Genomic DNA, 25,399 nt, shown 5'->3' with positions numbered 1-25,399 from the left:
GACTATTTACCTGATTTCGGTTGCGTAAATCCACCGTAAACATCGAGACGGCGGTGACGTAAGTTGGTCACAGAACCTTCGGTATTTAGCTGCTTCAATTTATCTAGATCAACATCGGCAAAAATAATCATCTCAGTGTTCGGGCTGGCTTCTGCGATCGTTGCATCGTGCGGGAAGAAAATATCGGATGGTGAAAATACGGCGGACTGCGCGTATTGAATATCCACATTATCCACGCGGGGTAAGTTGCCAACACTACCACCGATCGCGACATAGCATTCATTTTCAATGGCTCTGGCTTGTGAGCAGAGGCGGACGCGCTGATAGCCATTTTTGGTGTCGGTCCAAAACGGAACAAACATGATTTGCACGTCCTTTTCTGCCATCATCCGTCCAAGTTCCGGGAACTCGCTATCGTAACAAATCAGGATACCAACACGTCCCGCATCGGTTTCAAATACGCCGATTTCGTTTCCGCCATCGATAACCCAGTCACGTTGTTCATGGGGGGTGATGTGAATCTTCAACTGCTCATCAATCATACCATCGCGATGAAGCAAGTAAGAGACATTGTACAGCTTATCATCCCGTTCTTCGGGCATACTACCAGCGATAATATTGATGTTGTATGTGATGGCTAGTTCAGAAAAACGCTGTTTAATCGCTTCACTAAAGGATGCAAGATAGCGAATCGCTTCGACGGAGGTTTGGTCTTGCTGAAGCCCCATGAGTGGTGCATTGAAAAACTCAGGGAAGAGTGCAAAGTCAGCCTTATAGTTTGATAATGAGCGAATAAAGAACTCAGATTGCTCAAGTAAGTCTTCCAGACTGGTCACCTGACGCATCTGCCATTGTACAATGCCAATACGGACGAGGGTTTTATCGAGTTCATGGATTGACGATTGATCTTCTTCATAAAAGAAGTTATCCCACTCAAGCAGTGTCGCGTAGCCCTGAGATTTATCATCTTCCGGCAGATAGTGACGCATAATCCGTTTGACATCGAAGTCATTGGCAAGCTGGAAGGAGAGGATCGGGTCGTGAATGGTTTTACGTTTTACCTGTTCAATGTATTCAGCGACTTTTAATTCATCAGAGAGTTTGTGATAACCGGTGATTCTGCCGCCAGCCAGAATGGCTTTTAAATTTTCACTCTGACAAAGTTCTTTACGCGCATGGTATAAACGCCGCCCTAAACGCATTCCGCGATAGTCAGGATGCACGAAGACATCAAGACCATACATCGCATCACCATGTGGGTTATGTTGAATGACATTGTTTTCATCAACAATATCGGTATAAACATGGGGTAGGGAGTAACGATTGTAATCCACTTTGATCGTGAGTGCCGCAGCAACAATTTTTCCATTATCTTCGATACAGATCTGCCCATCTGGAAATTGGCGAATCAGATCCATGATGGTCATTCTTGGCCATGCCCCACCTACATCAGGAAAGACGAGATCCATGAGCTCAGCGAGCTCATCGTAATCACTCTTTTCAATCACACGCAGTGTTAGTCGCGGGTTGGACGTTTTCATAAGTACCTCTGGATGCTTTGATTTGATTATGTACTGGTCTTGCCTAACGTAGTTTTACGGTGGGAAGTTTTCACGAGTATACCATAATTAACCTAGTAGAATAGTCGGGTATTGGTTAGGCTTTTGTTATCAATTACTTTACTCATAAAGCGGCTGTTCTGTCCAACAAAGTTATGAGGACAGACGCCTGAAAGACTTTTATGATCGCAATAGCAATAAGCGTTGTGAGGACAGATACGTCAGCATAGGTTTTCGCTCTTTCTGAGGATTAGTACTTTCGGCTGCTATTTCAAATTAAATCTATACTTCCAATGCTTCAATAACAGAAAGATTGCAACATTTCATGAGATTGATACAATTTCGAACCTTCTCGATGACTCCAAAAATTTCATTTATCCGTTCAGGAGTGATCATTCTTTTGACATTATATAGGAACAGCAATGAAAAACTTTTTTAGAAGTTTAATTGTTATGGGAATTGCGCTGAGTGGTTCTCTTCAGGCTGCAGAATATCCGGCAGCATTTAAGATTAGTTCTATTTTTATGTCGGGTCCGACAAATTTTCATTTTCGGGTTATTTCGAATAATCCCGGAGCTTGGCATTGCCATGGTGGACCGAAAAATCCATCTTGGTCATATATTAATGAAAATGATCCGGGCAGTAAGGGGATGATGTCCGCATTAATGGCTGCATATGTTGCGAAGAAAACTGTAAAAGTGGTTACACAAGGGGTTGATACGCCAGTCGGACATATGTGTCATATTATTGAGTTTCAAATTTCTGACTGATCTGAATAACGATTGTCTGGTATAAAAACATCAGGTGATGGGCGGTCAAATATCCCAGCGCGAATAATACTGGGATATTTTTGTTTAACGACTTTACAGATATCTTATATAGATAAATGACCTATATGTTAATAATATCAGGTCATTTATATTCTCTTCATATTTTATTTGATAAGTCGAGCTCTGAAAGAGCGGCCTTTTATTTTCCCATTTTCCAGCTTTTTCACCGCTTTTTTCCCGACACTTTTGTGGACGGCGACATAAGCTCGCATATCAAATAGATTAATCTTTCCGACTTGTTTTCCTTCGATACCATGTTCACCTGTGATGGCACCAAGAATATCACCGGCCCGGACTTTTTGCTTTTTACCGCCGGAGATTTCAATAGTCACCATCTGAGGTTGAAATGGTGAGCGATTGAGTACGTCATCAGCCGGTAGGGCAACCGGATCAATCGGCGTGTTCATATATTCATCGATTTGAGCGACCCGAATCCCTTCGTTGGCACTGAACAGGCTGCACGCCATGCCCTTACTGCCAGCCCGGCCTGTCCGACCGATTCGGTGCACATGTACTTCTGGATCGCGTGAGAGGTGATAGTTAATGACCATATCGAGTTGATCAACATCCAGACCACGAGCAGCAACGTCGGTTGCAATGAGAATGGAGACACTTTTATTGGCAAACTGAACCAGCGCTTGGTTTCGCTCCCGTTGTTCCAGATCACCGTGTAAATCGATCACACTGAAGCCATCATGGTAGAGCGCATCGGCGACACTTTGAACTTCACGTTTGGTATTGCAGAAAATAACGGTTGATTCTGGTTGGTAAGCAAGCAGTAGTTTTTTCAATGCGAGTAAGCGATCATCATCTCCGCCAACTTGATAGAATGCTTGTTGAATGGAGGCATTATCATGAGTTGATTCGACTTTAATCCACTCAGGTTGGTGCATGATCCGCTGTGCAATGGACTGGATTTGATTCGGAAACGTGGCACTGAACAGTAATGTCTGTCGTTGTGAAGGGACCTGTTCGATAATGGCATCCAGTGCGTCTTGAAAGCCCATCTCTAACATGCGATCGGCTTCGTCCAAGACCAATGTATTTAATTCGGATAAATCAATTCGACCTTTCTGTAAGTGGTCAAGAATACGTCCCGGTGTACCAACTAAAATATGTGCACCATGAGCCAAAGAGCCGATTTGCGGGCCCATTGGCATCCCACCACAGAGCGTGAGCACTTTTATATTGTGTACGGTTCTTGCCAGCGAACGGATCTCATTGGCGACCTGATCCGCCAGTTCTCGGGTTGGACACAGGACCAGTGACTGGACCCGAAAGCGTTTTACGTTGAGATTATGTAATAAGCCGAGGCCAAATGCTGCGGTTTTGCCCGAACCGGTTTTTCCCTGCCCGATAATATCTTTTCCCTGAAGCAGAAAAGGCAGGCTTTGTGCTTGAATTGGCGTCATGTATGTATAGCCAAGAGCATCAAGGCTTTGTAGCAGTTCCGCAGATAAAGGCAGGGATGAAAAAGGTAACTGGCTCACGAGGGCATTCCTTATATAAGTTGAAATTGGGTTGCTGATAGTTATGTCATGGTCTGCTGATATTTCAAACCGAATGTCAATTGAACGGTTCAAGAATGCGTTCGTTTATGTTTGGGGACATAGTTCAGAATAGAGATTGGGACCGGTTTTTTTGGTTCGAATCCGGCAACGTTTCTGCGTTCGATTAAATGGCCGAGGCGGCTTTCAATCATGCACAAATTTTTAAAATTATCTTTAGAAACAAAGGAGATAGCTTCACCGGATGCATTGGCTCTTCCGGTCCGGCCGATGCGGTGCACATATTCATCCGCAGGAAAAGGCAGATCGTAGTTGATCACACGTGGTAGTGAATCAATATCGATACCTCGGGCTGCTACACCGGTTGCGACCATATATTTGATGTGACCGTGTTTAAAATCTTCCAGTAATTTAGCCCGGACAACCTGACTACGACCACTATGAAAGGCTTCGGCCTGAATACCGCGTTTCTCCAACTGACTAACCAGCTTGGCCGCACCATGTTTGGTTTCAATGAAGATGAGTGCTTGATCCCATTGGTTCTCTTGAATCAAATGAGCGAGCAGAGCAGATTTTTTATCCTTATCAACAGGGATCAGCCATTGTTCGATATTGGGTTTGGAAGCCTGATTCGCTGCAATGGTAATTTCACGTGGATTGTGGACGGCTGTTTTGGCCAAATCACGTACTTTGTTGGATAACGTCGCAGAGAATAATAAGTGTTGAATATTTTCCGGCAGCCGATCAAGAATTTTATTCAGATCATCGATAAATCCCATATCCAGCATTCGGTCTGCTTCATCAAGGACGAGAACCTCAACTTCTTCAAAGTAAACGGCCCGTTGATGGTGAAGATCGAGTAGTCGTCCCGGGGTTGCGACCAGTATATCAATACCATCAATCAGGGTTTGTTTCTGGGATTTGTCATCAACGCCACCATAAATTGCGAGAGATGTCAGGGGAAGATATTTGCCATATTGGCTGATTTTCTCCGCAACCTGAATTGCCAGCTCTCGAGTGGGGACTAATATCAAAGCCCGAATGCGTTTTTTACGCTGAGTTTGTCCTTGTGCGAGCCTGTTCAGGATCGGGAGGACAAATCCAGCGGTTTTACCTGTGCCGGTTTGTGCCGCAGCAATGAGGTCATGTGCCTGTAGAATGATCGGGATAGCCTGACTCTGAATCGTCGTCGGTTGATGATACCCAAGCTCACTCATTGCTTGAAGGAGGGGCGTACGGAGTCCGAGTTTCTCAAATGACATAATGACCTCTGGTGATTTTGGCGCGGCTAAATGAACAAAGCGCGCGATTCTAGCACGAACTCGGTTTTGATGAGAGCTTTATCTATGGGAAGCGAAAGAAAGTTGCCGCATTAGGGAACGCCCCAAGCGGCAATTTTTTGTGACGTGTCAGGTGGCAGAAGCACCATATTCTAAAGAACATGTAAATGCGCGATGTTTTGTATATTTTGCGTTCTTAATATCGATTTCGGGAATCCGTGTGTTTCTTAAATCAAAATTCAATTCACTGGTAACAATGGCGAGACTATTTCCTTGAAAAGATTGAGAAACTAAATAGTATTTTACAAAATTAAGTTCGTATGATGTGATTTTTTGTTTCAATATTGTATAGGTAAATGATTGATTGTCAGGACAATCAATACGGGTCTCATTGAGCTTTTCAACTTTACTTCCCCAACGTGTTTCGGTAGCGCTTATCATACGCTCTAAGTTGCCTTTTTTGAGTTGTAAAAACTGCTTTTCAGTGAGTGCCTTGTCATGTTTATAGTTCACCACTTCGGCAGTGTAAAAATGGTTATCGTAAGGTGTTTTGAATCCGACGAAAGTATCTTGTTGATCGGGAGTATTTTCAGAATGTTCTTTCACTTGCGTGTAGGTCCACTCGCCATGAGCTTCTGTGGCGGGTGCTGTAATCGTTAAGTCACCCTGTGGTGAGGTATAGGTCAAGCCTTCCAGTTTTCCATGCACGATTTTGGGTGCAGGTAGCAATCCACCGATTGATCCACTGGAACATGCAGTGATGAGTGCAGACAATAAAATAATGCTTAATTTTTTATACATAACTTCCCTTAGCCTGAATGTTATGAAACATAGAGTGCGTGCTACATTTTCTAAAATGTTTTGTATCGTTTTTCGTGCAATATGTCAGCAACATGTGCTGACTTTTCTTCTGGAAGTGCGTCACGTGAGCTATTTTTATTAACTTCCTCTTTTGTTCGTTGTGTTCGTGCTCAGCGACCAATGGGGTAATGACAGCCGATGGTTCGGTTGAATCATTATTTGGAAGGGCGACAACTTGTAAATAATCTCAGCAAACATCTATGACCTAATGATATTTATCGATAAGCGACGTTCACAATGCTTCACGCCGCAGGTATAGAATAACATGACGATAATCGTATGATTTATCAACTAAACGTCATTAGTAATCGATAAAAATGCGGAGAATGTCATGCACAGGTGGTCGGTCATTAGATATACCCTATAATAATGATATGCATGTATATGGGGCGAAAGTGATGATATAGACCGTATGTAGTCAATCTTGACTATATCCTCGGTATATCTCAGCTGACCATACCAAGTATTAAGACAATGAGTGTTGTGTTGTCCTCTGAGCCTGAGTATTTGTCTCTTGCGACGGCTTCAAGGATTTGGCTGAATAAGCATCTGGCAGGGCGACAATTGGTAAATAATCTCACCCGGATGATCCGATTTGAGTCTATCAACGTGAATTAAAGCGGTCCAGTCATATATTTTAACCAATAATCTTCATTATTATTAAGTGGCTATGTTATATGTTCGCCATGTCTTCGGTACCTCGACCCATAGATATTAAAATTGATGCATTCAGATGAAGAACCATCAAATTATATAGAATGACCAATAATCTCATGACCATACGAATTATCGATTGAGCACAACCAAACTCCTTGAGAATTTTTAGTAAAAACATAAGTTGCTTTACGGATTATTTCGGGATAATTGGGAGCAGAAACAACGGTATTTGCCAGAACTAGTGCCGTATTTCCCGATTCGAGTACTTCTAACCCTTGCTGTTTGACTTGTAAGCCGTTTTTAAAATAAACGGCGATGGCTTCAAAGGCCTTTCGAATGGCCATTTTCCCCACAGCATTGTTGCCGGGCTCTATCACTAAAACAGCATCATCAGTATAGATATTAAGTAAGGTATCAAAATCCTCTGCAATAATGGCTTGATCCGCTTTTTTGATTTGTTCAATGACTGGATGGTTCATGATTTCTCCGTTAGTTATTTGATAACCGAAATTTTCCATAGATAGTCTTGGTAATATTGGCGTCATACAGATGAATAAGATGACATCATTATATGGTTTGTGTCATCCAAAAATTCTGTTCATAAACACAGAATACGTGCTTGAGCGGTTTCTTGTTCAAAGTTAAAAGACACGGCAGAGATTCAATGTTAAGTGATTCTATCATTTATGGAAAATATGATTTTATTTTTGTTTTTATTATTAATATTGAGGCGAAATCACATAAAACATTGGTTAATATTCAACAGTTGGCATTCAATATGGCAAAAGTGGTATTTGGATCGAGGTGATAATGAACTGCCGTTTATTGACCTCAATCATTGCTAAGAGGTATTTTTGCGGTATCCAAATCAGGTTTCTTTCTTTTCAACATGCTTTCGACTTCCTAACTAATTCCTGCATCGTTTTCGGTGAAACTGAGCTGACATTGTCATTTTTATTCATTTGAAGGTTTTTGAGTGTGTTGATTGGTGCGTTAAAAGAGGATGTAGATGTCATCTTTTGACGATTTATGTGGCGGGAGAGAGGCCTGATTGAGTGACTGGATACGGATACATGATTCGTATGATGGCATTGCATTGGCGGATGTTTTCTGAACATCAAGAATAAGAAGAGAAGCAAATGAGTTATAAAAAATATTCAGGTTCTGCCGGTGGGTGGGGTGCTTTAAAAGCAACAACTCAACATTTGTTTAAAAGTGAAAATGTCGCAAAAAATATATCTAACCTTTTGCGCACGAACCAGGATCACGGTTTTGACTGTCCGGGATGTGCCTGGGGTGAGAAAGGGGTTCCGGGACGTTTTCGTTTTTGTGAAAACGGTGCGAAGGCCGTGAACTGGGAAGCAACATCTCGTCGGGTCGGACGGGAATTTTTTGCACAATACTCTGTCGACTGGCTGAATAAGCAGACAGACTATTTTCTCGAATATCAGGGGCGTCTCAACGAACCGATGAGTTATAACCCGGATACAGATCACTATGAGCCGATCTGCTGGGAAGATGCCTACGACATGATCGCCAATTATCTGAATTTGCTTGATGATCCTAATCAGGCCGAATTTTATACCTCAGGCCGGGCCAGCAACGAGGCTGCTTTTGTTTATCAACTGTTTGTCCGTCGCTTTGGTACCAATAATTTTCCTGACTGTTCCAATATGTGTCATGAAGCGACCAGTTACGCGCTAGGGAAAAGTATCGGGATCGGTAAAGGTACGGTCACCATTGATGATTTTGAAAAAGCCGATGCAATTTTTTTATTCGGACAAAATCCGGGGACCAACCATCCCCGAATGCTTGAAACGTTGAGCGATGCCTATCGACGTGGTGCCAAAGTTGTTGCTTTCAACAATCTGAAAGAACGGGGTTTAGAGCGTTTTACCAACCCGCAACACTCACTGGAAATGATCAGTAACAGTTCGACACCGACAACCAGTCACTATTTCATGCCGAAACTGGGGGGCGATATGGCGGTTGTCCGCGGTATCGTCAAAGTCCTGCTGGGATATCATCAGGCTGCAATACAACGTGGCGAATCCGTGTTTGACTTAGCATTTATCGAGCAGCATACACAAGGATTGTCCGAATACCTTGAACAGGTTGAAGCGACCCCGTGGTCGATGATCATTCAGCAATCCGGTTTGACTCAGGATGAAATCGTGCAGGTGGCTGATATTTATCTTCATGCAGAAAGACGGATTGTGACTTGGGCAATGGGGATTACGCAGCACAAACACTCAGTTGCCATTATCGAAGAGCTGGTCAATTTACAATTGTTGTTCGGACAAATTGGCAAGCCGGGAGCGGGATTGTGTCCTGTTCGTGGTCACTCGAATGTGCAGGGGGATCGGACCGTCGGTATCAACGACCATCCGCCGCAGGCACTGCTCAATAATATTGAAAAAGTATTCGGATTCCGTCCGCCGCAAGCCCATGGACATAATGTGCATCATGCATTACAGGCGATGGCGCGTGGTGACAGTAAAGTTTTTATCGGTTTGGGCGGGAATCTGGTTGCGGCGGCACCGGATACTGAGCGAGTGACACAAGCGATGCGTCAGTGTGAATTGACGGTTCATATTGCAACCAAGCTGAACCGGAGCCATGTCAATCCCGGTAAGGCATCGTTGATTCTGCCATGTCTGGGCCGTACCGATATTGATATGCAGGCCAGTGGCGAACAACGAGTGACAGTCGAGGATTCGTTCTCTATGGTGCATGCTTCGTCCGGGCGAGTAGATATGAGTGAAGAATCGATTCGTTCAGAAGTGGCGATTTTGGTCGGGATTGCCAAAGCCACACTGGGCGCGCACAATCCGGTCGACTGGCAATCGCTGGCGGATAATTATGATCGCATCCGTGACTTGATTGAGCAGACCATTCCCGGTTTTGACAACTTCAATCAGCGCCTCGATATACCCGGTGGGTTTTACCTGGGGAATAGTGCCAGAGAGCTGAATTGGAAAACCGCTTCGGGAAAGGCGGTGATGGCAGCCAATGCACTACCGGAACATATCTTGTCGTTTGATCCGCAGCGTATGACTGATCAGCCAGTCTTTATTCTCCAGACCATGCGTTCACATGATCAGTACAATACCACGGTTTATGGGTATGATGACCGCTATCGGGGAATTCAGGGAGAGCGTCAGGTGATTTTCCTCAATCCAAAGGATATTGAGTTACTGGGCCTAAAGCCGGAAGAGCGCGTCGATATCGAGACGATCTGGACCGATGACGTCCAGCGGAAAATTTATAACTTTAAGGTTGTACCGTATCAAATCCCACAGGGCAATGTGGCTGCGTATTTTCCTGAAGCGAATGCGTTGATCCCTTTGGAAAGTAAAGGAGACTGGAGCGATACACCAACATCGAAGATGGTGGCGGTGGTGCTGGTTCCGACGCAGAGCGCGTCTGTATTAATCAGTGATCGTCATGCAACGCTCTAGAACACTGATGTTGATTGATGGCAACGAAACAAGGGGCAGATATCTGCCCCTTGTTGTATTTGGATCGTGTGTTTCATCATGGATTTTTCTGAACCACGTGATTCACTTAAGCACAATCTGAATGAGGCAACAAAGACTTATCGACATGATACTCTGTTGCGTAATGGCGGAGTTTACAATCATTACCATCCGGACAACCACAACTTAAACAGCGACGGGCTTCGTTCATCGCAATCTGATCCGTAAAACCTGTTTCGACTTCTTTAAAGTTGTGCTGGCGTTCTGCTAATGTCAGTTCCGGCATTTTTGCCCGCAGAATATGTTGCATGGCCTGTGTCAGTGCCTGATCAAGTTGTTCCGGTGTATCGCCATGTACGATTGTGCGAAGTTCGTCTTTCAGTTTTTGAACATGCTCGGGCCGGATCAGATGACTTCTGGTGATATTTCTTTCCCGGAAAGATTCGGTGTAGAGCGTTTCCATATCTCCTCCGAGAAAACGATCAATACCATACGCAGCTTTGCGACCATCGGCGATGGCTTCGACCGCGGTTGCCGGACCCCGACGAAAATCGCCGATAGCAAAAATATTGTGTGAACCGGAGAACATATTGTCCTCATTCACATCGATAGTCTGATAACGGTTAAGCGGTAGCGTGATATTGTCGCCATCGAGGAAACTGACATCGGTTTGTTGGGAAATCGCTGAAATGACGGTATCAAAGGATTCTGTCATATACTCTCCCGTTGGTTGAGGACGTCTGCGCCCGGATGCATCTGGTTCTCCCAAAGCCATCCGTTCCAGTTTGACCTGACAGACCCGGCCATTTTGATCAGCGATATTTTCGACAGGGTTGGTCAGAAAATAAAATTGGACACCTTCATCTTCTGCTGCTTCGATTTCATACTCCTCTGCCGGCATTTCTTCCCGGGAGCGACGGTAAATAATCGAGGTTTGTGCTCCGAGGCGTAGCGCGGTCCGGGCGCAGTCAATGGCCGTATTACCGCCCCCGATAACAGCAACATTCTGACCGACGGTACACTGTTGATCGAGCATGTGATCTTTCAGGAAATCCACACCCAGATAGCAGCCGTCGAGATCACTGCCGGGATAGACCATACCGCTGGCTTGCGAGGCACCAATCGCGAGACAGACCGCATCATAATGGTCGCTCAGTGTTGAAAGCCGAAAATCCTTACCGAGTCGCTGATTGGTTTTGATGGTCATGCCATGACGACACAACAAGTCAATTTCCTGATCAAGAATTGCTTTCGGCAGCCGGTATTCAGGGATGCCATAGCGGAGCCATCCACCTGCTTGGGGCATGGCCTCGAATAGAGTGACATCATAACCTTCATTGGTCAGGAAATAGCCACAGCTGAGCCCGCCCGGTCCGGCGCCGACAATGGCGATTTTCTTCTGTTTTTCTGCTTTTTTTTCTGGCAGATAAGACTGAGATGCGGCCAGATCATGATCGGCTGCATGGCGTTTTAACTGACGGATGGCCAGTGGTTCATCTAATTGCTGGCGCTGACATCCGGACTCACAAAAAGCCGGACATACCCGGCCAATGGACAAGGGCATTGGGAGTGTCTTTTTGATGACGGCAATCGCTTGCTGATAGTGACCCTGTGCAATAAGTGCCAAATATTGTTGAATATCGACATGGGCAGGGCAGGCGGTTTGACAAGGCGGTTCACTACAGATGATATTGGGTTGAGAAAGAATGTCCTGAAGATGTTTTTTTCTGCGTTCTGAGAGGTGACTGGATGTTGTGGTGATCACCATGCCTTCGACGGGCATTTCCTGACAAGCGGAGACGATTCCCCGGCCGAGAATGTCAACCTCACAGAGTTCACAGTGTTGATGAATCGCGTTAGCATCATCGGTATCGCAGAGTGACGGCAGGTCAATCCCACAGGTTCTTGTCGCACTGAGCAGTGTCTGATTCGGATCGACTGTGTAAGCTGATCCATCGATCATAATATTCATCATGATGACTCTCCATTGTTTCTGATAACCAAATTTCTGATCATCAGAGCTTCTGATATCCAGCTCATAAACAGTGTGATCGTCCTGATGCACTTCTCATTACTATCAAGATTCAGTATGACGGAATCAATCCAGATATGCTCGTATTTTGGTGTATTTTTGAGATGAGTATCGGTGATGATTTTGAATTGAAATGAGCGAAACTCAATCAATTGATTCACTGAAACTATTCATCAGAATAATAATATCTATCTGAAAATATTCATGAAATAGACAAAAACCACACTATTCGTCTGTTTTTACGTATGCTATTTCATTTCAATTGTGTGCACAAGCATGAATAGGCCCGATGAGCATATGGATATACTGCCAGCCGCGCGCTCAGTACATTGATCACAGCAAAAAGAATCGGGTGAAAAATATCTGCCGGTGATCAGAACTCAGCTAATTCGCATAACCACTACCAATGGCACGAAAAGGCATTTTTAATCCCAGAGCGGGGACTTGTAAACCAACCCATGCCGGAAATGTATTACTGTTTGGTCCCGGGAACAGGCTGTATTCATCTGCCCATGGATAGTATTGAATGGCAGCCTTAATTTCAGGGATCAATTGACTCGCTTTCTCACCTTGGACTGACAACACTTTTGTTGGTTTAGAGCCATACCAGTAGCGATCCGGGTGTTTTGTCTGATATTGGGTCAGAACCGGGCGTCCTTGCTTGAGTCGCCAGCCAATCACCTCATAGACCGTATATTCGGGGGCATTGACCGGCTTTAGTGCAATCCAAGTGTGTACAGCAAACCAGCCTCGCCAGCCGAATGCATCGGCGGCATACACTTCAATCACGGCTTCTTTTTCTTGCTCCGGTTCCGGCGCGATGCCAGCAGGTTCACGGCTCGCGGTACGCCAGTCTCCACCACTGCAGCTGATAGCACCGAGCATCACAAATACTATCAAGAGATATCTAAGCATGGTTGAACGTCCTTAATACACGATATAACGGATTCTTACGCAACTATAGACAATTCAGGCGCAAAAGACATAACTGGCATCTTTTTCGGTCTGTATTGAATCATTGAAAGGACAGACACCCGAAAAGTAACCGGAATTGAAAGGGCAGACATCCGTTTTTAAATTCACGAAATTAAAGGGACAGACACCAGATTGAGGGGACAGACAACAGAAGGTGCTGTTTGAGGCAACCATGAAAAAGCGGGCACTGGTATTCCGTGCCCGCTTTGCGTCTTGCGCATCCGTGTCATAAGTAACGCCGGATGATTCACAGCTCACTCGTTGACGATTCCCTGTATTCGTTCAGATGATCAGCCCTGATGACGAATCAGGTAATCGAATGCTCCGAGACTGGCCTTAGCACCTTCGCCCATAGCAATGATGATCTGTTTATACGGGACTGTCGTCGCATCACCGGCAGCAAATACACCCGACATACTGGTATCTCCCCGGCTACCGATTTCGATTTCGCCTCTTGGTGAGAGGGTCACATCTGAATCTTTCAGCCACTCGGTGTTCGGGACTAAACCAATCTGTACGAAAATGCCGGACAACAGTATGGTATGAACTTCATCGGTATGACGATCTTTATACTTCAGGCCGGTCACCCGTTTACCGTCTCCGATGACTTCGGTTGTCTGTGCCATGGTGATGATATCGATATTCGGCAGAGAGTTAGCTTTATCAATCAGTACTTGGTCTGCACGCAGCACATCGGCAAATTCAAGCACTGTGACATGTTCAACAATGCCAGCCAAATCAATAGCAGCTTCAATCCCAGAGTTGCCGCCACCGATAACCGCGGTTTTCTTGCCTTTAAACAGTGGGCCGTCACAGTGTGGGCAGTAAGCAACCCCTTTATTACGATATTCGTGTTCTCCGGGGACATTCATTTCTCTCCAGCGAGCTCCCGGGCTGAGAATGACACTTTTACTTTTAAGTGTCGCACCGCTTTCAAGATTGACGTGAATATAGCCATCCTCGGTATAAGCTGCTCCCATTAACCGATCTGCCTGCTGATCAGTGATGACATCGACATCATATTCTTTCAGATGTTCACCCAGATCGGCTGCCAGTTTCGGCCCTTCGGTTCTTTTGACCGAGATAAAGTTCTCAATCGCCATTGTGTCCATCACCTGTCCACCGAGGCGTTTCGCTACAATCCCGGTACGGATGCCTTTACGGGCTGCATAAACAGCTGCTGCACCACCAGCCGGACCACCACCGACGACTAATACATCGTATGGGTCTTTTTCATTCAGACTGGCGGCTGCTCTTTCGGCGGCACCGTCATCAAGTTTGGTCAGGATTTCTGCGAGTGACATCCGGCCTTGACCGAATAATTCACCATTCACAAACACGCTTGGCACGGCCAGAATATCACGTTGTTTGACTTCATCCTGAAACAGTGCACCATCGATCATCGTGACACGGATGTCCGGGTTGATTGCTGCCATCATGTTGAAAGCCTGAACTACATCAGGACAATTCTGGCAAGAGAGTGAAATGAAGATCTCTACATCCAGCTTTTTATGCAGGCTGGCAATCTGTGTGATGGTTTCGTCTTCGAGTTTCATCGGGTGACCACCCGAATGGAGCAGCGCTAACACCAATGAGGTAAATTCGTGTCCCATCGGCACCCCGGCGAAACGCAGTTGTGTGCCTTTTTCCGGATTGGTGACGGCCATAACGGGTTTACGTTCACTGGCTGCATTATCACGCACCACTGAGACATGGTCGCTTAGTGTTTCAATCTCTTCAGCCAGTGAAAGAATTTCTTGGGATGCTTTACTTTCATCTAGACTGACCACTAAGCGGACATCTTCTTTTAAGTTTGTGAGATATTGTTTTAATTGTTGTTTGATCGCTTGGTCTAGCATCTTTGATTACACCTTGTCTTTAGATAAAAACGTCTTTAGATAAAGAGAGTGACCACTCTAGATAATTGAAGATGGGGGAGAGCAAGCCGGATGTGTTGGTCGTATGGACATCCAGCCCGCTCTCAAATCAGAAAATCCTTAGATTTTGCCGACAAGATCCAGTGAAGGTGCCAGTGTTTCTTCACCTTCTTTCCATTTTGCCGGGCAAACTTCACCTGGGTGAGCTGCAACGTATTGTGCTGCTTTCACTTTTCTCAGCAGATCTTCAGCGTCACGGCCAATACCTTCAGCAGTGATTTCCATCGCCTGAATGACACCTTCAGGATCAATCAGGAATGTTGCACGGTCTGCCAGACCCTGACCTTCACGCATCACGCCGAAGTTATTGGTGATGTTACCGGTTTGGTCGCCAACCATGTAATATTGAATTTTGCCGATGGTATCAGAGCTGTCATGCCATGCTTTGTGCGTGAAATGTGTGTCTGTTGAAACAGAAAATACTTCAACACCACGCTCTTGAAGCTCAGCATAATGATCGGCAAGATCACCTAACTCTGTCGGACAAACAAATGTAAAGTCTGCAGGATAGAAGAAAAATACTGCCCATTTGCCTTCGACACTTTTTTCTGTGACTTCAACAAATTCACCGTTTTTATACGCGGTTGCACTAAATGGTTTGATTTTTGTGTTGATCATAATCTTTTACTTTCCTTTCAGTTAGTTAGCTTTGCATTTGCAATATCTTGCCTTCGGAAAACATATTCGCATCGCCTCGACTCAAAAGAAAATCACTTGTAGCTATTCATTCAATAGGGAAAAACTATTCTTGCGGGGACAGACGTTGTTATTTTGTTTTGGAATAACTCTTAAAGGACAGACACTTTTAGACTTCTTTGGCTTAGCGGGATGTGGCTTAGCGGGACACACACCTTTGGGGCTTCGCGGGACATTGTGTGCTTATGAATACGACGATGCGATGGGTTCGGCTTGAAATACCATCAGCCCGGTCGAGAATACGCATCCATGAATAAAAGAAAACGCGCAGTCTGTCGAAACATGCTGCGCGTGATTTAAGACGATTTATTTATGACTATCCGCTATTCCCCGTGTCAAACATGACTTGATGAGCGCTTATCATTCGCTCACATCAGCATATCGTTCTACACCGGAACATTCGGTTGATACGTCAAGCCTTCGCAAACAGGTAAGTGCGATATCCCCCAATCAGGTTGCGCGCTTTAAAGCCATTGTTGACCAGTTGCCGATATGCGACGTTACCGCGTAACCCGACCTGACAGTAAATGATGATCTCTTTGTCTTTTGGTAACTCATTCAGCCGTTGACGCAATTGATCCACCGGAATATTGATAGCACCTTCCAGATAACCGTTTTGTAACTCTCCGGGATTACGGACATCAAGCAGCACTTGATCGGCAGTTAGTTGGTCGATTTGATCATAATGAATCGCGACGGCATCACCTTTGATTAAATTGGTTGCCACAAATGCAGCTTGGTTAATCACATCTTTGGCACTGCCATAAGGCGGTGCGTAGGTGAGCTCGAGATGTTGAAGTTGCGCTACTGTCATACCCGCACGCTGAGCAACAGCCATCACGTCGATACGCTTGTCGATTCCTTCTTTTCCGACAGCCTGAGCACCGAATATTTTACCGGTTTGAGGATCGAACAGCATTTTGAACGAAACAACTTCCGCGCCCGGGTAATAGCTCGCGTGGCTGGCTGTGTGGACATACACTTTTTCATACGCTACACCTTCACGTTTTAGCTGCTTCTCGTTCTTACCGGTTGAAGCGACTGCTAAGTCGAATATCTTACAAATCGCAGTCCCTTGAGTCCCTTGGTAAGTTTCATGGCGCCCCAGCATATTGTCTGCAGCCATACGACCTTGACGATTGGCCGGCCCGGCTAGAGGAACCAAAGTTTGTTTGCCGGTAACAAAGTCTTGCTCTTCAACGGCATCACCCACCGCGTAGATGGCGGGATCGCTGGTTTGCATGTATTCATTGGTATAAATACCGCCAGACTCACCAATCTGTAGACCCGCTTGTGCAGCCAGTTTGATTTCAGGGCGTACACCAATCGCCATAATCAAGATATCGGTTGTCAGGGATGCTCCGTTGTTCAAAGATAGTTTTAGTTCACCTGCAATATGTTGATGATCTTCGCTCTCTCCTGAATCAACATTTGCGATGTGATCGGTTGAGATATATTCAACCGACTCCAGTGCAACGCCCAATTTCAGATCGATCCCTTTTGCCCGGATTTCGGCATGTGCAAAACCTGCCATTTCACGGTCAATCGGTGTCATCACCTGATCAGCCATCTCGATCAACGTGGTTTTGATACCTAACCGGTGGAACGCTTCCATCACTTCCAAGCCAATAAACCCACCACCGACAACTGTCGCATGTTCAGGTTTATTCATTTGGATGGTTTGAATGATGCGATCCATATCGGGAATGTTACGCAGCGTATGCGTCAGCGGATTATCAATACCTTGAATCGACGGAACGACCGGAGAAGCGCCGGGGCTGAGCAACAGGAAGTCATAGTCTTCTTGATACTCTTGCTGATCGACTAAGTTTCTGACCGTAACTGTTTTTGCCTGACGATCAATGTGGATGACTTCGCTCATTACCCTGACATCGACATTAAAACGGGCGAGAAAGCTTTCCGGTGTCTGTAACAGCAGTTTACTGCGCTCGGTAATTTCTCCCCCGATATGATAGGGCAGTCCACAATTCGCAAAAGAGATAAACGGTCCTCGTTCAAACATGAGAATGTGTGCTGTTTCGCTGAGACGACGGGCCCGTGCGGCTGCCGAAGCGCCGCCGGCAACACCGCCGATAATTACAATTTTTGTCATAGATTAAGCCTTTTCACGTTTGCGGTTGATTCTACGCTTTTAAGCCAAGTTTTTTGAGAATAAACACAGCCGGACAAATACCGGTCAATGCGCTTTGAATCAGGTTGAGTCCGACAAAGACGGTCAACCAGACAAAATAAGGATGGACGAAATAAGTCAATATGACGGATAGCAATACCATGCTTCCGGCCATGATTCGAACGCCATTTTCAATGGTCATGACATGCTCCTTGTTGGGGATGACTTGTGACAGTCAGTCTATAAAAGTAACTCTCTATCTTGATAAAGAAGACTATAGATCTAAAAATTAGTGAAGTCTAATTTAATATAATCTAATATTTGTATTTCTAAATGAGATTTGTCTAATATATTAAAATCATTGCGACCTTTTTCGTGGAGTGTTCATGCAAGTCAACCATGATATTAACCAAGTCACTGAGATTGAGGGAATCAAAGCCCATGCACAGGAAGCGGCTGATTTTCTGAAAATGATGGCACACCCTGAGCGATTGATGGTCTTGTGCCAATTGATACAGGGAGAAGTCGGCGTCGGACAGCTCCAGCAGAACTCAACTTTAAGCCAGTCTGCACTCTCTCAGCATTTGACAGTGCTGCGTAAACATCACTTGGTCGAGTGCCGCAAGTCTTCACAGCAAGTGTTTTATTCACTGGCTGATAGTCGGGCTGCACAGATTATTGTCAATTTGCAGATGTTGTTTTGTGAAGCGCCTGAATCTCGGAGTGGCAAGACGTAAATGAGTTAGTGACGAGCAAGGTTATGAAAAGCAATTTTTATGGAAAAACAATAATTTTTGTATTGGATGCAGTGAGTGATTGAGACGGTGAACTTCAATCCGGCATATCATTAATAAAACGACAAGAGGTTCGCCAAAGGAGGGGAATCTGATGAAGCAGCACATACGGCAACTGTCCTTATTCGGTCTGGTGACCGTCTTAGCGGGACAGACGGTTTTAGAGGCACAGGCAGGAGAATTGTTGGCGGGACAGACACAAACCGTCACGCGTGAAACGGTACCGGAACAAGTCACTTTCGATGGGATTATTCAGCCTGTTAATCAAGGTACGGTAGCCGCGCAAACCTCCGGGCGAGTGGTGGGTATGTCGGTGGATGTGAATGATGTGGTACAGCAAGGTGACGTATTACTTGAAATCAGTGCGACCCAACAAACGGCATCTTACGATGCTGCGATGGCACAGCTGAATCAGGCTGTTGCACAGAATAATGAAGCTCAGACACAGGTGAAGCGCTTTCGGCAGTTAATTTCGCGAGGTGCGGTGTCTCAAGGGCAACTGGATAGTGCAGAAGCGCGTGCCCGAACCACATCTGCCGCGGTTCAGGCAGCGAAGGCGGCAGTGGTACAAGCGAAAGATGCATTAGGCTATACCAGTATTAAAGCGCCTTATGCAGGGATTGTGACTCAGCGTCACGTCGAATTGGGAGAAACGGTGACGCCCGGTATGCCATTATTGAGCGGTTATGGGATGTCACCCTTGCGGGTCGAATTTCAAATGCCACAACGATATCGTACTTTGGTGACGCAGGTGCAACAGTTTTTGATTGAACTACCGGATGGCCGACAGGTACAACCGACTCAATATACGTTATTTCGTTATGCTGATCCGCAATCTCATACTTTTACGATTCGCTTAAGATTACCGGAAACGAGTGATGCTGAACTTGCGCCGGGCATGTGGGTGAAAGCGTCATTTCATACCGGGGACAGACAAGTTGTCTTGGTGCCGAAAACGGCGGTGATCAGACGAGGCGAGCTGAGTGCGGTATTTCGCGTGCAGGGGGAAGGCAAAACACAGCGACTGAATCCGGTCCGGATCGGGCAGGATTATGGGGACTCGGTTGAAATATTATCCGGACTGGAAATCGGGGATCAGATTGTGACCCATGTTTTTCCAATCGATGCACAGTAAGAGGGGCGTGTCATGGAAAAAAAACTGGGCATTTCCGGGCGGATTGCCGCACTGTTCCAACATTCAGCGATTACGCCGTTATTAGCATTGGTGGGTTTACTCATGGGGGTGTTCGCGGTGCTGGTGACACCGAAGGAGGAAGAGCCACAAATTGATGTCACGTTTGCCGATATTTACATTCCTTTCCCCGGAGCGTCTCCGGCAGAAGTCGAACATTTGGTCACCAACCCGGCCGAGCAAATCATCTCCGAGATTCAGGGGATTGATAATATTTATTCTTTTTCACAGCCGGACGGTGCTTTGATCGTCGCGATTTTTAAAGTCGGTGTGTCGCGCAATGATGCCGTGGTGCGCACTTATAACAAGTTGTATTCAAATAAGGACTGGATGCCGAACGGTGTGGGTGTCGGCGAGCCGGTGATCAAACCGCGAGGCATTGAAGATGTGCCGATTGTCAGCCTTACCCTCAGTAATCCCAACGGTCAGATGACGCAACAGCAACTGACGGAAGTGGCACATGGTCTCGAAACGGCGCTGAAAACCATTGACGGGACGCGGGATATTTATACCGTCGGAGGACATGACATGATCGTTGATGTCCGGCTCGATCCGGTACGGATGAACAGTTTTGGTATCACCATTGATCAACTGAATCAGGTTTTTCAGTCTGCCAACGTCCATTCCCCGCAGTTGATCATCACGGATCAGAATCAGGCGATCCCAGTGCGAATCGGGCAGTTTCTCCATCGCGTGGCGGATGTCAGACAACTTTTGGTAGGGATGCATAATCAGGCTCCTGTCTACCTCAGTGACATTGCAACCGTTAATTTAGGTGCCAATACGCCGACTCAGCACGTCTGGACCAGTGATAAATCGACGCTGATCCCGGCGGTGACCATCGCCATTGCGAAAAAGTCCGGTGAAAATGCAGTGGCGGTTGCCGAGGATATTGAAGCGCGATTACAGGTTCTTGAGAATCAGTTGATCCCTGCGGATGTAAAAGTCGATGTCACACGTAACTATGGCAATACGGCTGCGGAAAAGAGTCACACCCTGATCGGTAAACTGATGTTTGCAACTTGTGCGGTGGTGATTCTGGTGTTGATCACGATGGGATGGCGGGAAGCCATTGTGGTTGGGATCGCGGTTATGATTACCCTGATGATGACGCTGTTTGCATCATGGGCATGGGGATTTACCATCAACCGGGTCTCTCTGTTTGCGTTGATCTTTTCTATCGGTATTTTGGTGGATGATGCCATTGTGGTGGTGGAAAATATTCATCGGCATATGGCATTAAAAGGTCAGCAGTTTTCGTTGCCCCATGCCGTCGATGAAGTCGGGGGGCCGACGATTCTGGCAACGTTTACGGTGATCGCCGCACTATTGCCGATGGCGTTTGTCACCGGGCTGATGGGGCCGTACATGAGCCCGATTCCGATCAATGCATCGATGGGGATGTTTATCTCGCTGGCCGTAGCCTTTGTATTAACACCTTGGCTAGCGATGAAATTATTGCATCATCGCTCTCATGCTCAGCCCAAAGAACCGAATCGGGTGATGGTGCAGCGAATCATGGCGCCGTTTGTTTTATCACCTCATCAGCGGCGGAATCGGTGGTTACTCGGTGGTGGCATCGTGATGCTGATTATCGGTTCTCTATTGCTCCCCGTATATCAGGCTGTGGTTCTGAAGATGTTGCCGTTTGATAATAAATCTGAATTTCAGGTGATACTGGATATGCCGGATAATACATCGTTGGAACGTACGCAGCGGGTGTTATTCGATATGGCGACCGTACTGGATCAGTCCCCGGAAGTGCATGACTATCAGATTTATGCCGGGACGGCGGCACCGATGAACTTTAATGGTCTGGTCCGGCATTACTTTAACCGCTCTGGCTCTTATCAGGGGGATATTCAGGTCAATTTACTGCCGAAGGGGGAGCGGGACAAAGACAGCCATCAGATTGCCGGCGAACTCCGGCCCAAGCTGGTTGCTGTCGCCAGTGCATTTGGCGGTAAAGTAAAAGTGGTTGAAGTACCGCCGGGACCACCGGTCTGGTCTCCGATTCTGGCTGAGGTTTATGGGCCGACAGCTGAAGTGCGCTCGGAAGCGGCGCGTCAGATACGGCACTTATTTCAAACCAGCGCCGATATTGTCGATGTGGACATTTATCTGCCGGAACCACACCAACAGTGGCAGGTGATGATTGATCGCCATAAAGCGGCTCTTGTTCAAGTCCCTTATGCCGCGATTGTGCAGACGTTGGCAACGGCGATTGGCGGTAAACCGGTCAGCTATTTGCACACCGATTATAGTAAGTATCCGGTTCCGATTCAGATTCAGGCGAGTGAAGGGGATAAGGCAAATCTGGCACAACTGCTGGAAATGCGCGTCACCAGTCAGGATGGGATCGCGTATCCGCTGTCTGATTTAGTGCGGGTGCGTCAAGTCGCGGCAGATGATTATATTATGCACAAGAATCTGGTTCCGATGGTGATGGTGGTCGGAGACATGTCCGGTCACACTGACAGTCCGCTCTATGGGATGTTTGAGATTGCCAACCGGATGAAGACACTACCGTTTTCAGTTGAGCAAAATTATATCCATCAGCCTTCCGGTCTGAGCCAGATTGCCGTGTTATGGGATGGTGAGTGGAAAATCACCTACGAAACCTTTCGTGATATGGGGATTGCCTATGCCGTGGGGATGATCTTGATCTATCTGTTGGTTGTCGCGCATTTTAAATCCTATCTGACGCCACTGATTATCATGGCTCCGATTCCGCTGACCATGATTGGTGTGATGCCGGGACATGCACTTTTACAGGCTCAATTTACGGCAACTTCAATGATCGGCATGATAGCGCTGGCCGGGATCATTGTTCGGAACTCGATTTTGCTGGTGGATTTTATCCGTCAGGAGCATGCACAGGGGATGGCTTTTTCCGAAGCTGTGATCAACTCTGTCAGAGTGCGGGCAAAACCGATTCTGTTGACGGCATTGGCTGCGATGATTGGTTCACTGTTTATTCTGGATGATCCGATTTTCAATGGTCTCGCGATTAGTCTGATTTTCGGGGTTTTTGTCTCCACATTACTAACATTGATCGTGATTCCGGTGCTGTATTTTGCGGTGATGAAAAATCGTTTTGAGTGAAAAATCCACCTGGGTGGCGAAAAAATTTCTGTTTTCAGCGATGTTCTTTCATAAATGAGATCTGCTGATAATAATCGTGTTTATCTTATCCGTTCACTGTGCTTTGTTGATCCTGATCAATACATGTGCAGAGGGCTTTTCGTTAAATGCACTACAATATGTAGTGTTGATGTAACGATATGAAACCCTATATCGTGTGTTTCACCCAAGGTGAACGATGAAGGGGTAAGGAGATAAAGTGAAACCGATTGTAATCAAACGTGATGGTTCTAGAGCTGCGTTTCATCGCGACAGAATTCAGGCTGCGGTCGAAGCCGCAGCCGAACATGCTGATCAAGAACTGGCCATCTATGCCTTAAATGTTGCGCTGGCTGTTGAGCTGAAGCTCAAGGATTACAAAGAAGTTCATATTGCAGAAATTCAAACGTTAGTCGAAAACGAGCTGATGCAGGGGCCGTATAAATCGCTGGCTCGTTCTTATATCGAATATCGTCATGATCGTGATATTGCCCGGGAAAAACAGAGTGCGCTGACCCGAGAAATCGAAGGCTTAATCAATGAGAGTAATGCCGATCTGCTGAATGAGAACGCCAATAAAGATGGCAAAGTCATTCCGACTCAGCGTGACTTGCTGGCTGGAATTGTTGCAAAACACTACGCGAAGACTCGTATTCTGCCTCGTGATATCGTTCAAGCTCATGAAGTCGGTGATATTCACTATCATGATTTGGATTACGCGCCTTTCTTCCCGATGTTCAACTGCATGTTGATTGATTTGAAAGGGATGTTGACGCACGGCTTTAAAATGGGCAATGCAGAAATCGACACACCGAAATCGATCTCGACGGCCACTGCTGTGACGGCCCAGATTATAGCTCAGGTTGCCAGTCATATTTACGGGGGGACAACCATCAATCGCATTGATGAAATATTGGCACCCTACGTTCAGGCCAGTTATCAGAAACATCTCGCGATTGCCCACGAATGGGATATTCACGATCCCGAATCCTTTGCGATGGCTCGGACAGAAAAAGAGTGTTATGACGCATTCCAGTCGCTGGAGTATGAGGTCAACACCTTGCACACAGCAAATGGACAGACGCCTTTTGTGACTTTCGGTTTTGGGTTAGGAACCAGTTGGGCATCGCGGTTGATTCAAATCTCTATTCTGAAAAACCGGATTGCCGGTTTAGGCAAAAATCATAAAACAGCTGTTTTTCCGAAGCTCGTTTTTGCTATTAAAGACGGCTTAAATTATCAAGTGGGTGATCCCAATTATGATATTAAGCAACTGGCGCTCGATTGTGCGACTAAGCGGATGTATCCGGATATTCTGAACTACGATCGCGTGGTTGAAGTGACCGGTTCCTTTAAAACCCCGATGGGGTGTCGGAGTTTCCTCAGTCCTTATGAAGAAGATGGCCAGCTCATTCATGATGGCCGAAATAATCTCGGTGTTGTGAGTCTCAATCTGCCGCGGATTGCATTGCAGGCCAAAGGGGATTTGACCCGTTTCTATCAAATTCTCGATGAACGTTTGTTGCTGGCACGTCGGGCGTTAGAAACCCGAATCAGCCGGTTAGAGAAAGTCCGGGCACGGGTGGCACCAATTCTATATATGGAAGGTGCTTGTGGTGTCAGACTGAAAGCCGACGAGCCGATTGCACATATTTTTAAAAACGGTCGGGCTTCGATTTCACTGGGATATATTGGTGTGCATGAAACGATTAATGCACTATTTGGTGATCAACAGCATGTTTATGATCATCAACAACTCCGGGATGAAGCGATCAAGATTATCGGTTATCTCAAAGCCGCCACCAACCGCTGGGCAGAAGAGACCGGTTATGGTTTCAGTTTGTACGGGACACCGAGTGAAAACCTGTGTAATCGTTTCTGCCGGATTGATGCCAAAGAGTTTGGTGTGATCGATGGCGTGACAGATAAGGGCTACTACACCAACAGTTTCCATCTTGATGTTGAGAAAAAAGTGAATCCGTACGACAAGATTGACTTTGAGATGCCATATCCGGCGATTTCTAGCGGTGGCTTTATCTGTTACGGCGAGTTCCCGAATATGCAGCGTAATGTGGAAGCGTTGGAGAATGTCTGGGATTACAGCTACAGCCGGGTGCCTTACTACGGTACCAATACCCCAATCGATGAATGTTATACGTGCGGTTATACCGGAGAGTTTTCCTGTACCAGTAAAGGATTTGTGTGTCCGAAATGTGGTAACCATGATCCGGCTAAAGTCTCTGTGATTCGTCGGGTGTGCGGTTATTTAGGCAGCCCGGATGCGCGTCCGTTCAATTTCGGTAAGCAGGAAGAAGTCAAACGCCGGGTCAAACATCTGTAATTGC

General features: G+C 46.1%; 17 protein-coding genes. 6 read left to right on the top strand and 11 right to left on the bottom strand.

All coding sequences use genetic code 11. The features are described 5' to 3' along the window. Nucleotides 1–2 precede the first annotated feature (2 nt). On the bottom strand, nucleotides 3–1,541 hold the full coding sequence (locus OCV37_RS17630) for a bifunctional GNAT family N-acetyltransferase/carbon-nitrogen hydrolase family protein (protein WP_038184950.1): 1,539 nt from the start codon (nucleotides 1,539–1,541) through the stop codon (nucleotides 3–5). 440 nt (nucleotides 1,542–1,981) lie between these two features. Here OCV37_RS17630 and OCV37_RS17625 point away from each other — a divergent pair, with 440 nt between their 5' ends. After that, on the top strand, nucleotides 1,982–2,329 hold the full coding sequence (locus OCV37_RS17625) for a hypothetical protein (protein WP_245609153.1): 348 nt from the start codon (nucleotides 1,982–1,984) through the stop codon (nucleotides 2,327–2,329). Between the two features lie 164 nt (nucleotides 2,330–2,493). Here the strand turns inward: OCV37_RS17625 and dbpA are convergent, their stop codons facing one another. The 4 genes from dbpA to OCV37_RS17605 all read right to left on the bottom strand — a co-directional run bounded on the left by dbpA (nucleotide 2,494) and on the right by OCV37_RS17605 (nucleotide 7,174). Beyond that, nucleotides 2,494–3,879 carry an ATP-dependent RNA helicase DbpA gene (gene dbpA / locus OCV37_RS17620; RefSeq protein ID WP_038184953.1) on the bottom strand — a complete coding sequence of 462 codons (1,386 nt, stop codon included), beginning with the start codon at nucleotides 3,877–3,879 and terminating at the stop codon, nucleotides 2,494–2,496. An 89-nt stretch (nucleotides 3,880–3,968) separates the two neighbouring features. Then, entirely contained in the window at nucleotides 3,969–5,159 is a 1,191-nt protein-coding gene (locus OCV37_RS17615; protein ID WP_038184955.1) for a DEAD/DEAH box helicase, read from the bottom strand. Between the two features lie 147 nt (nucleotides 5,160–5,306). Continuing rightward, complete coding sequence (locus OCV37_RS17610; RefSeq protein ID WP_038184958.1) at nucleotides 5,307–5,978, bottom strand: hypothetical protein; 672 nt, start codon at nucleotides 5,976–5,978, stop codon at nucleotides 5,307–5,309. Between the two features lie 809 nt (nucleotides 5,979–6,787). Continuing rightward, on the bottom strand, nucleotides 6,788–7,174 hold the full coding sequence (locus OCV37_RS17605; protein WP_038184961.1) for a YybH family protein: 387 nt from the start codon (nucleotides 7,172–7,174) through the stop codon (nucleotides 6,788–6,790). 660 nt (nucleotides 7,175–7,834) lie between these two features. Here OCV37_RS17605 and OCV37_RS17600 point away from each other — a divergent pair. Next, on the top strand, nucleotides 7,835–10,156 hold the full coding sequence (locus OCV37_RS17600; RefSeq protein ID WP_038184964.1) for an FdhF/YdeP family oxidoreductase: 2,322 nt from the start codon (nucleotides 7,835–7,837) through the stop codon (nucleotides 10,154–10,156). Nucleotides 10,157–10,262: 106 nt separating this feature from the next. On the opposite strand, the gene OCV37_RS17595 is transcribed toward OCV37_RS17600, so the two are convergent. The 6 genes from OCV37_RS17595 to OCV37_RS17570 form a co-directional block, all read right to left on the bottom strand. Further along, nucleotides 10,263–12,149, bottom strand: coding sequence for an FAD-dependent oxidoreductase (locus OCV37_RS17595; protein ID WP_038184967.1), 1,887 nt, complete (start codon nucleotides 12,147–12,149; stop codon nucleotides 10,263–10,265). A 441-nt stretch (nucleotides 12,150–12,590) separates the two neighbouring features. Next, entirely contained in the window at nucleotides 12,591–13,121 is a 531-nt protein-coding gene (locus tag OCV37_RS17590; protein WP_038184972.1) for a DUF3750 domain-containing protein, read from the bottom strand. A gap of 350 nt (nucleotides 13,122–13,471) precedes the next feature. Continuing rightward, nucleotides 13,472–15,040, bottom strand: coding sequence for an alkyl hydroperoxide reductase subunit F (gene ahpF / locus OCV37_RS17585; RefSeq protein WP_038184977.1), 1,569 nt, complete (start codon nucleotides 15,038–15,040; stop codon nucleotides 13,472–13,474). 138 nt (nucleotides 15,041–15,178) lie between these two features. Then, nucleotides 15,179–15,736, bottom strand: coding sequence for an alkyl hydroperoxide reductase subunit C (ahpC, locus tag OCV37_RS17580; RefSeq protein ID WP_038184980.1), 558 nt, complete (start codon nucleotides 15,734–15,736; stop codon nucleotides 15,179–15,181). Between the two features lie 490 nt (nucleotides 15,737–16,226). After that, nucleotides 16,227–17,927 (bottom strand): FAD-dependent oxidoreductase, encoded by a 1,701-nt coding sequence (locus OCV37_RS17575; RefSeq protein ID WP_038184982.1) that lies wholly within the window; start codon nucleotides 17,925–17,927, stop codon nucleotides 16,227–16,229. Nucleotides 17,928–17,958: 31 nt separating this feature from the next. After that, on the bottom strand, nucleotides 17,959–18,147 hold the full coding sequence (locus OCV37_RS17570) for a YgaP family membrane protein (protein ID WP_038184985.1): 189 nt from the start codon (nucleotides 18,145–18,147) through the stop codon (nucleotides 17,959–17,961). Between the two features lie 184 nt (nucleotides 18,148–18,331). On the opposite strand from OCV37_RS17570, the gene OCV37_RS17565 reads away from it, so the two are divergent. From OCV37_RS17565 to nrdD, 4 genes are all read left to right on the top strand, one after another. Continuing rightward, nucleotides 18,332–18,682 (top strand): ArsR/SmtB family transcription factor, encoded by a 351-nt coding sequence (locus tag OCV37_RS17565; RefSeq protein WP_038184988.1) that lies wholly within the window; start codon nucleotides 18,332–18,334, stop codon nucleotides 18,680–18,682. A gap of 151 nt (nucleotides 18,683–18,833) precedes the next feature. After that, a complete protein-coding gene (locus OCV37_RS17560) occupies nucleotides 18,834–19,874 on the top strand; it encodes an efflux RND transporter periplasmic adaptor subunit (RefSeq protein ID WP_084717526.1) in 1,041 nt (346 codons plus the stop codon). Nucleotides 19,875–19,886: 12 nt separating this feature from the next. Next, nucleotides 19,887–23,036 carry an efflux RND transporter permease subunit gene (locus tag OCV37_RS17555; protein WP_038184991.1) on the top strand — a complete coding sequence of 1,050 codons (3,150 nt, stop codon included), beginning with the start codon at nucleotides 19,887–19,889 and terminating at the stop codon, nucleotides 23,034–23,036. Nucleotides 23,037–23,274: 238 nt separating this feature from the next. Then, nucleotides 23,275–25,395 carry an anaerobic ribonucleoside-triphosphate reductase gene (gene nrdD, locus OCV37_RS17550; protein ID WP_038184994.1) on the top strand — a complete coding sequence of 707 codons (2,121 nt, stop codon included), beginning with the start codon at nucleotides 23,275–23,277 and terminating at the stop codon, nucleotides 25,393–25,395. Nucleotides 25,396–25,399: the final 4 nt, after the last annotated feature.

The organism is Vibrio rhizosphaerae (assembly GCF_024347095.1).
In the GTDB taxonomy this organism is placed as follows: domain Bacteria; phylum Pseudomonadota; class Gammaproteobacteria; order Enterobacterales; family Vibrionaceae; genus Vibrio; species Vibrio rhizosphaerae.
This window is presented reverse-complemented; position numbering and strand designations above follow the sequence as displayed.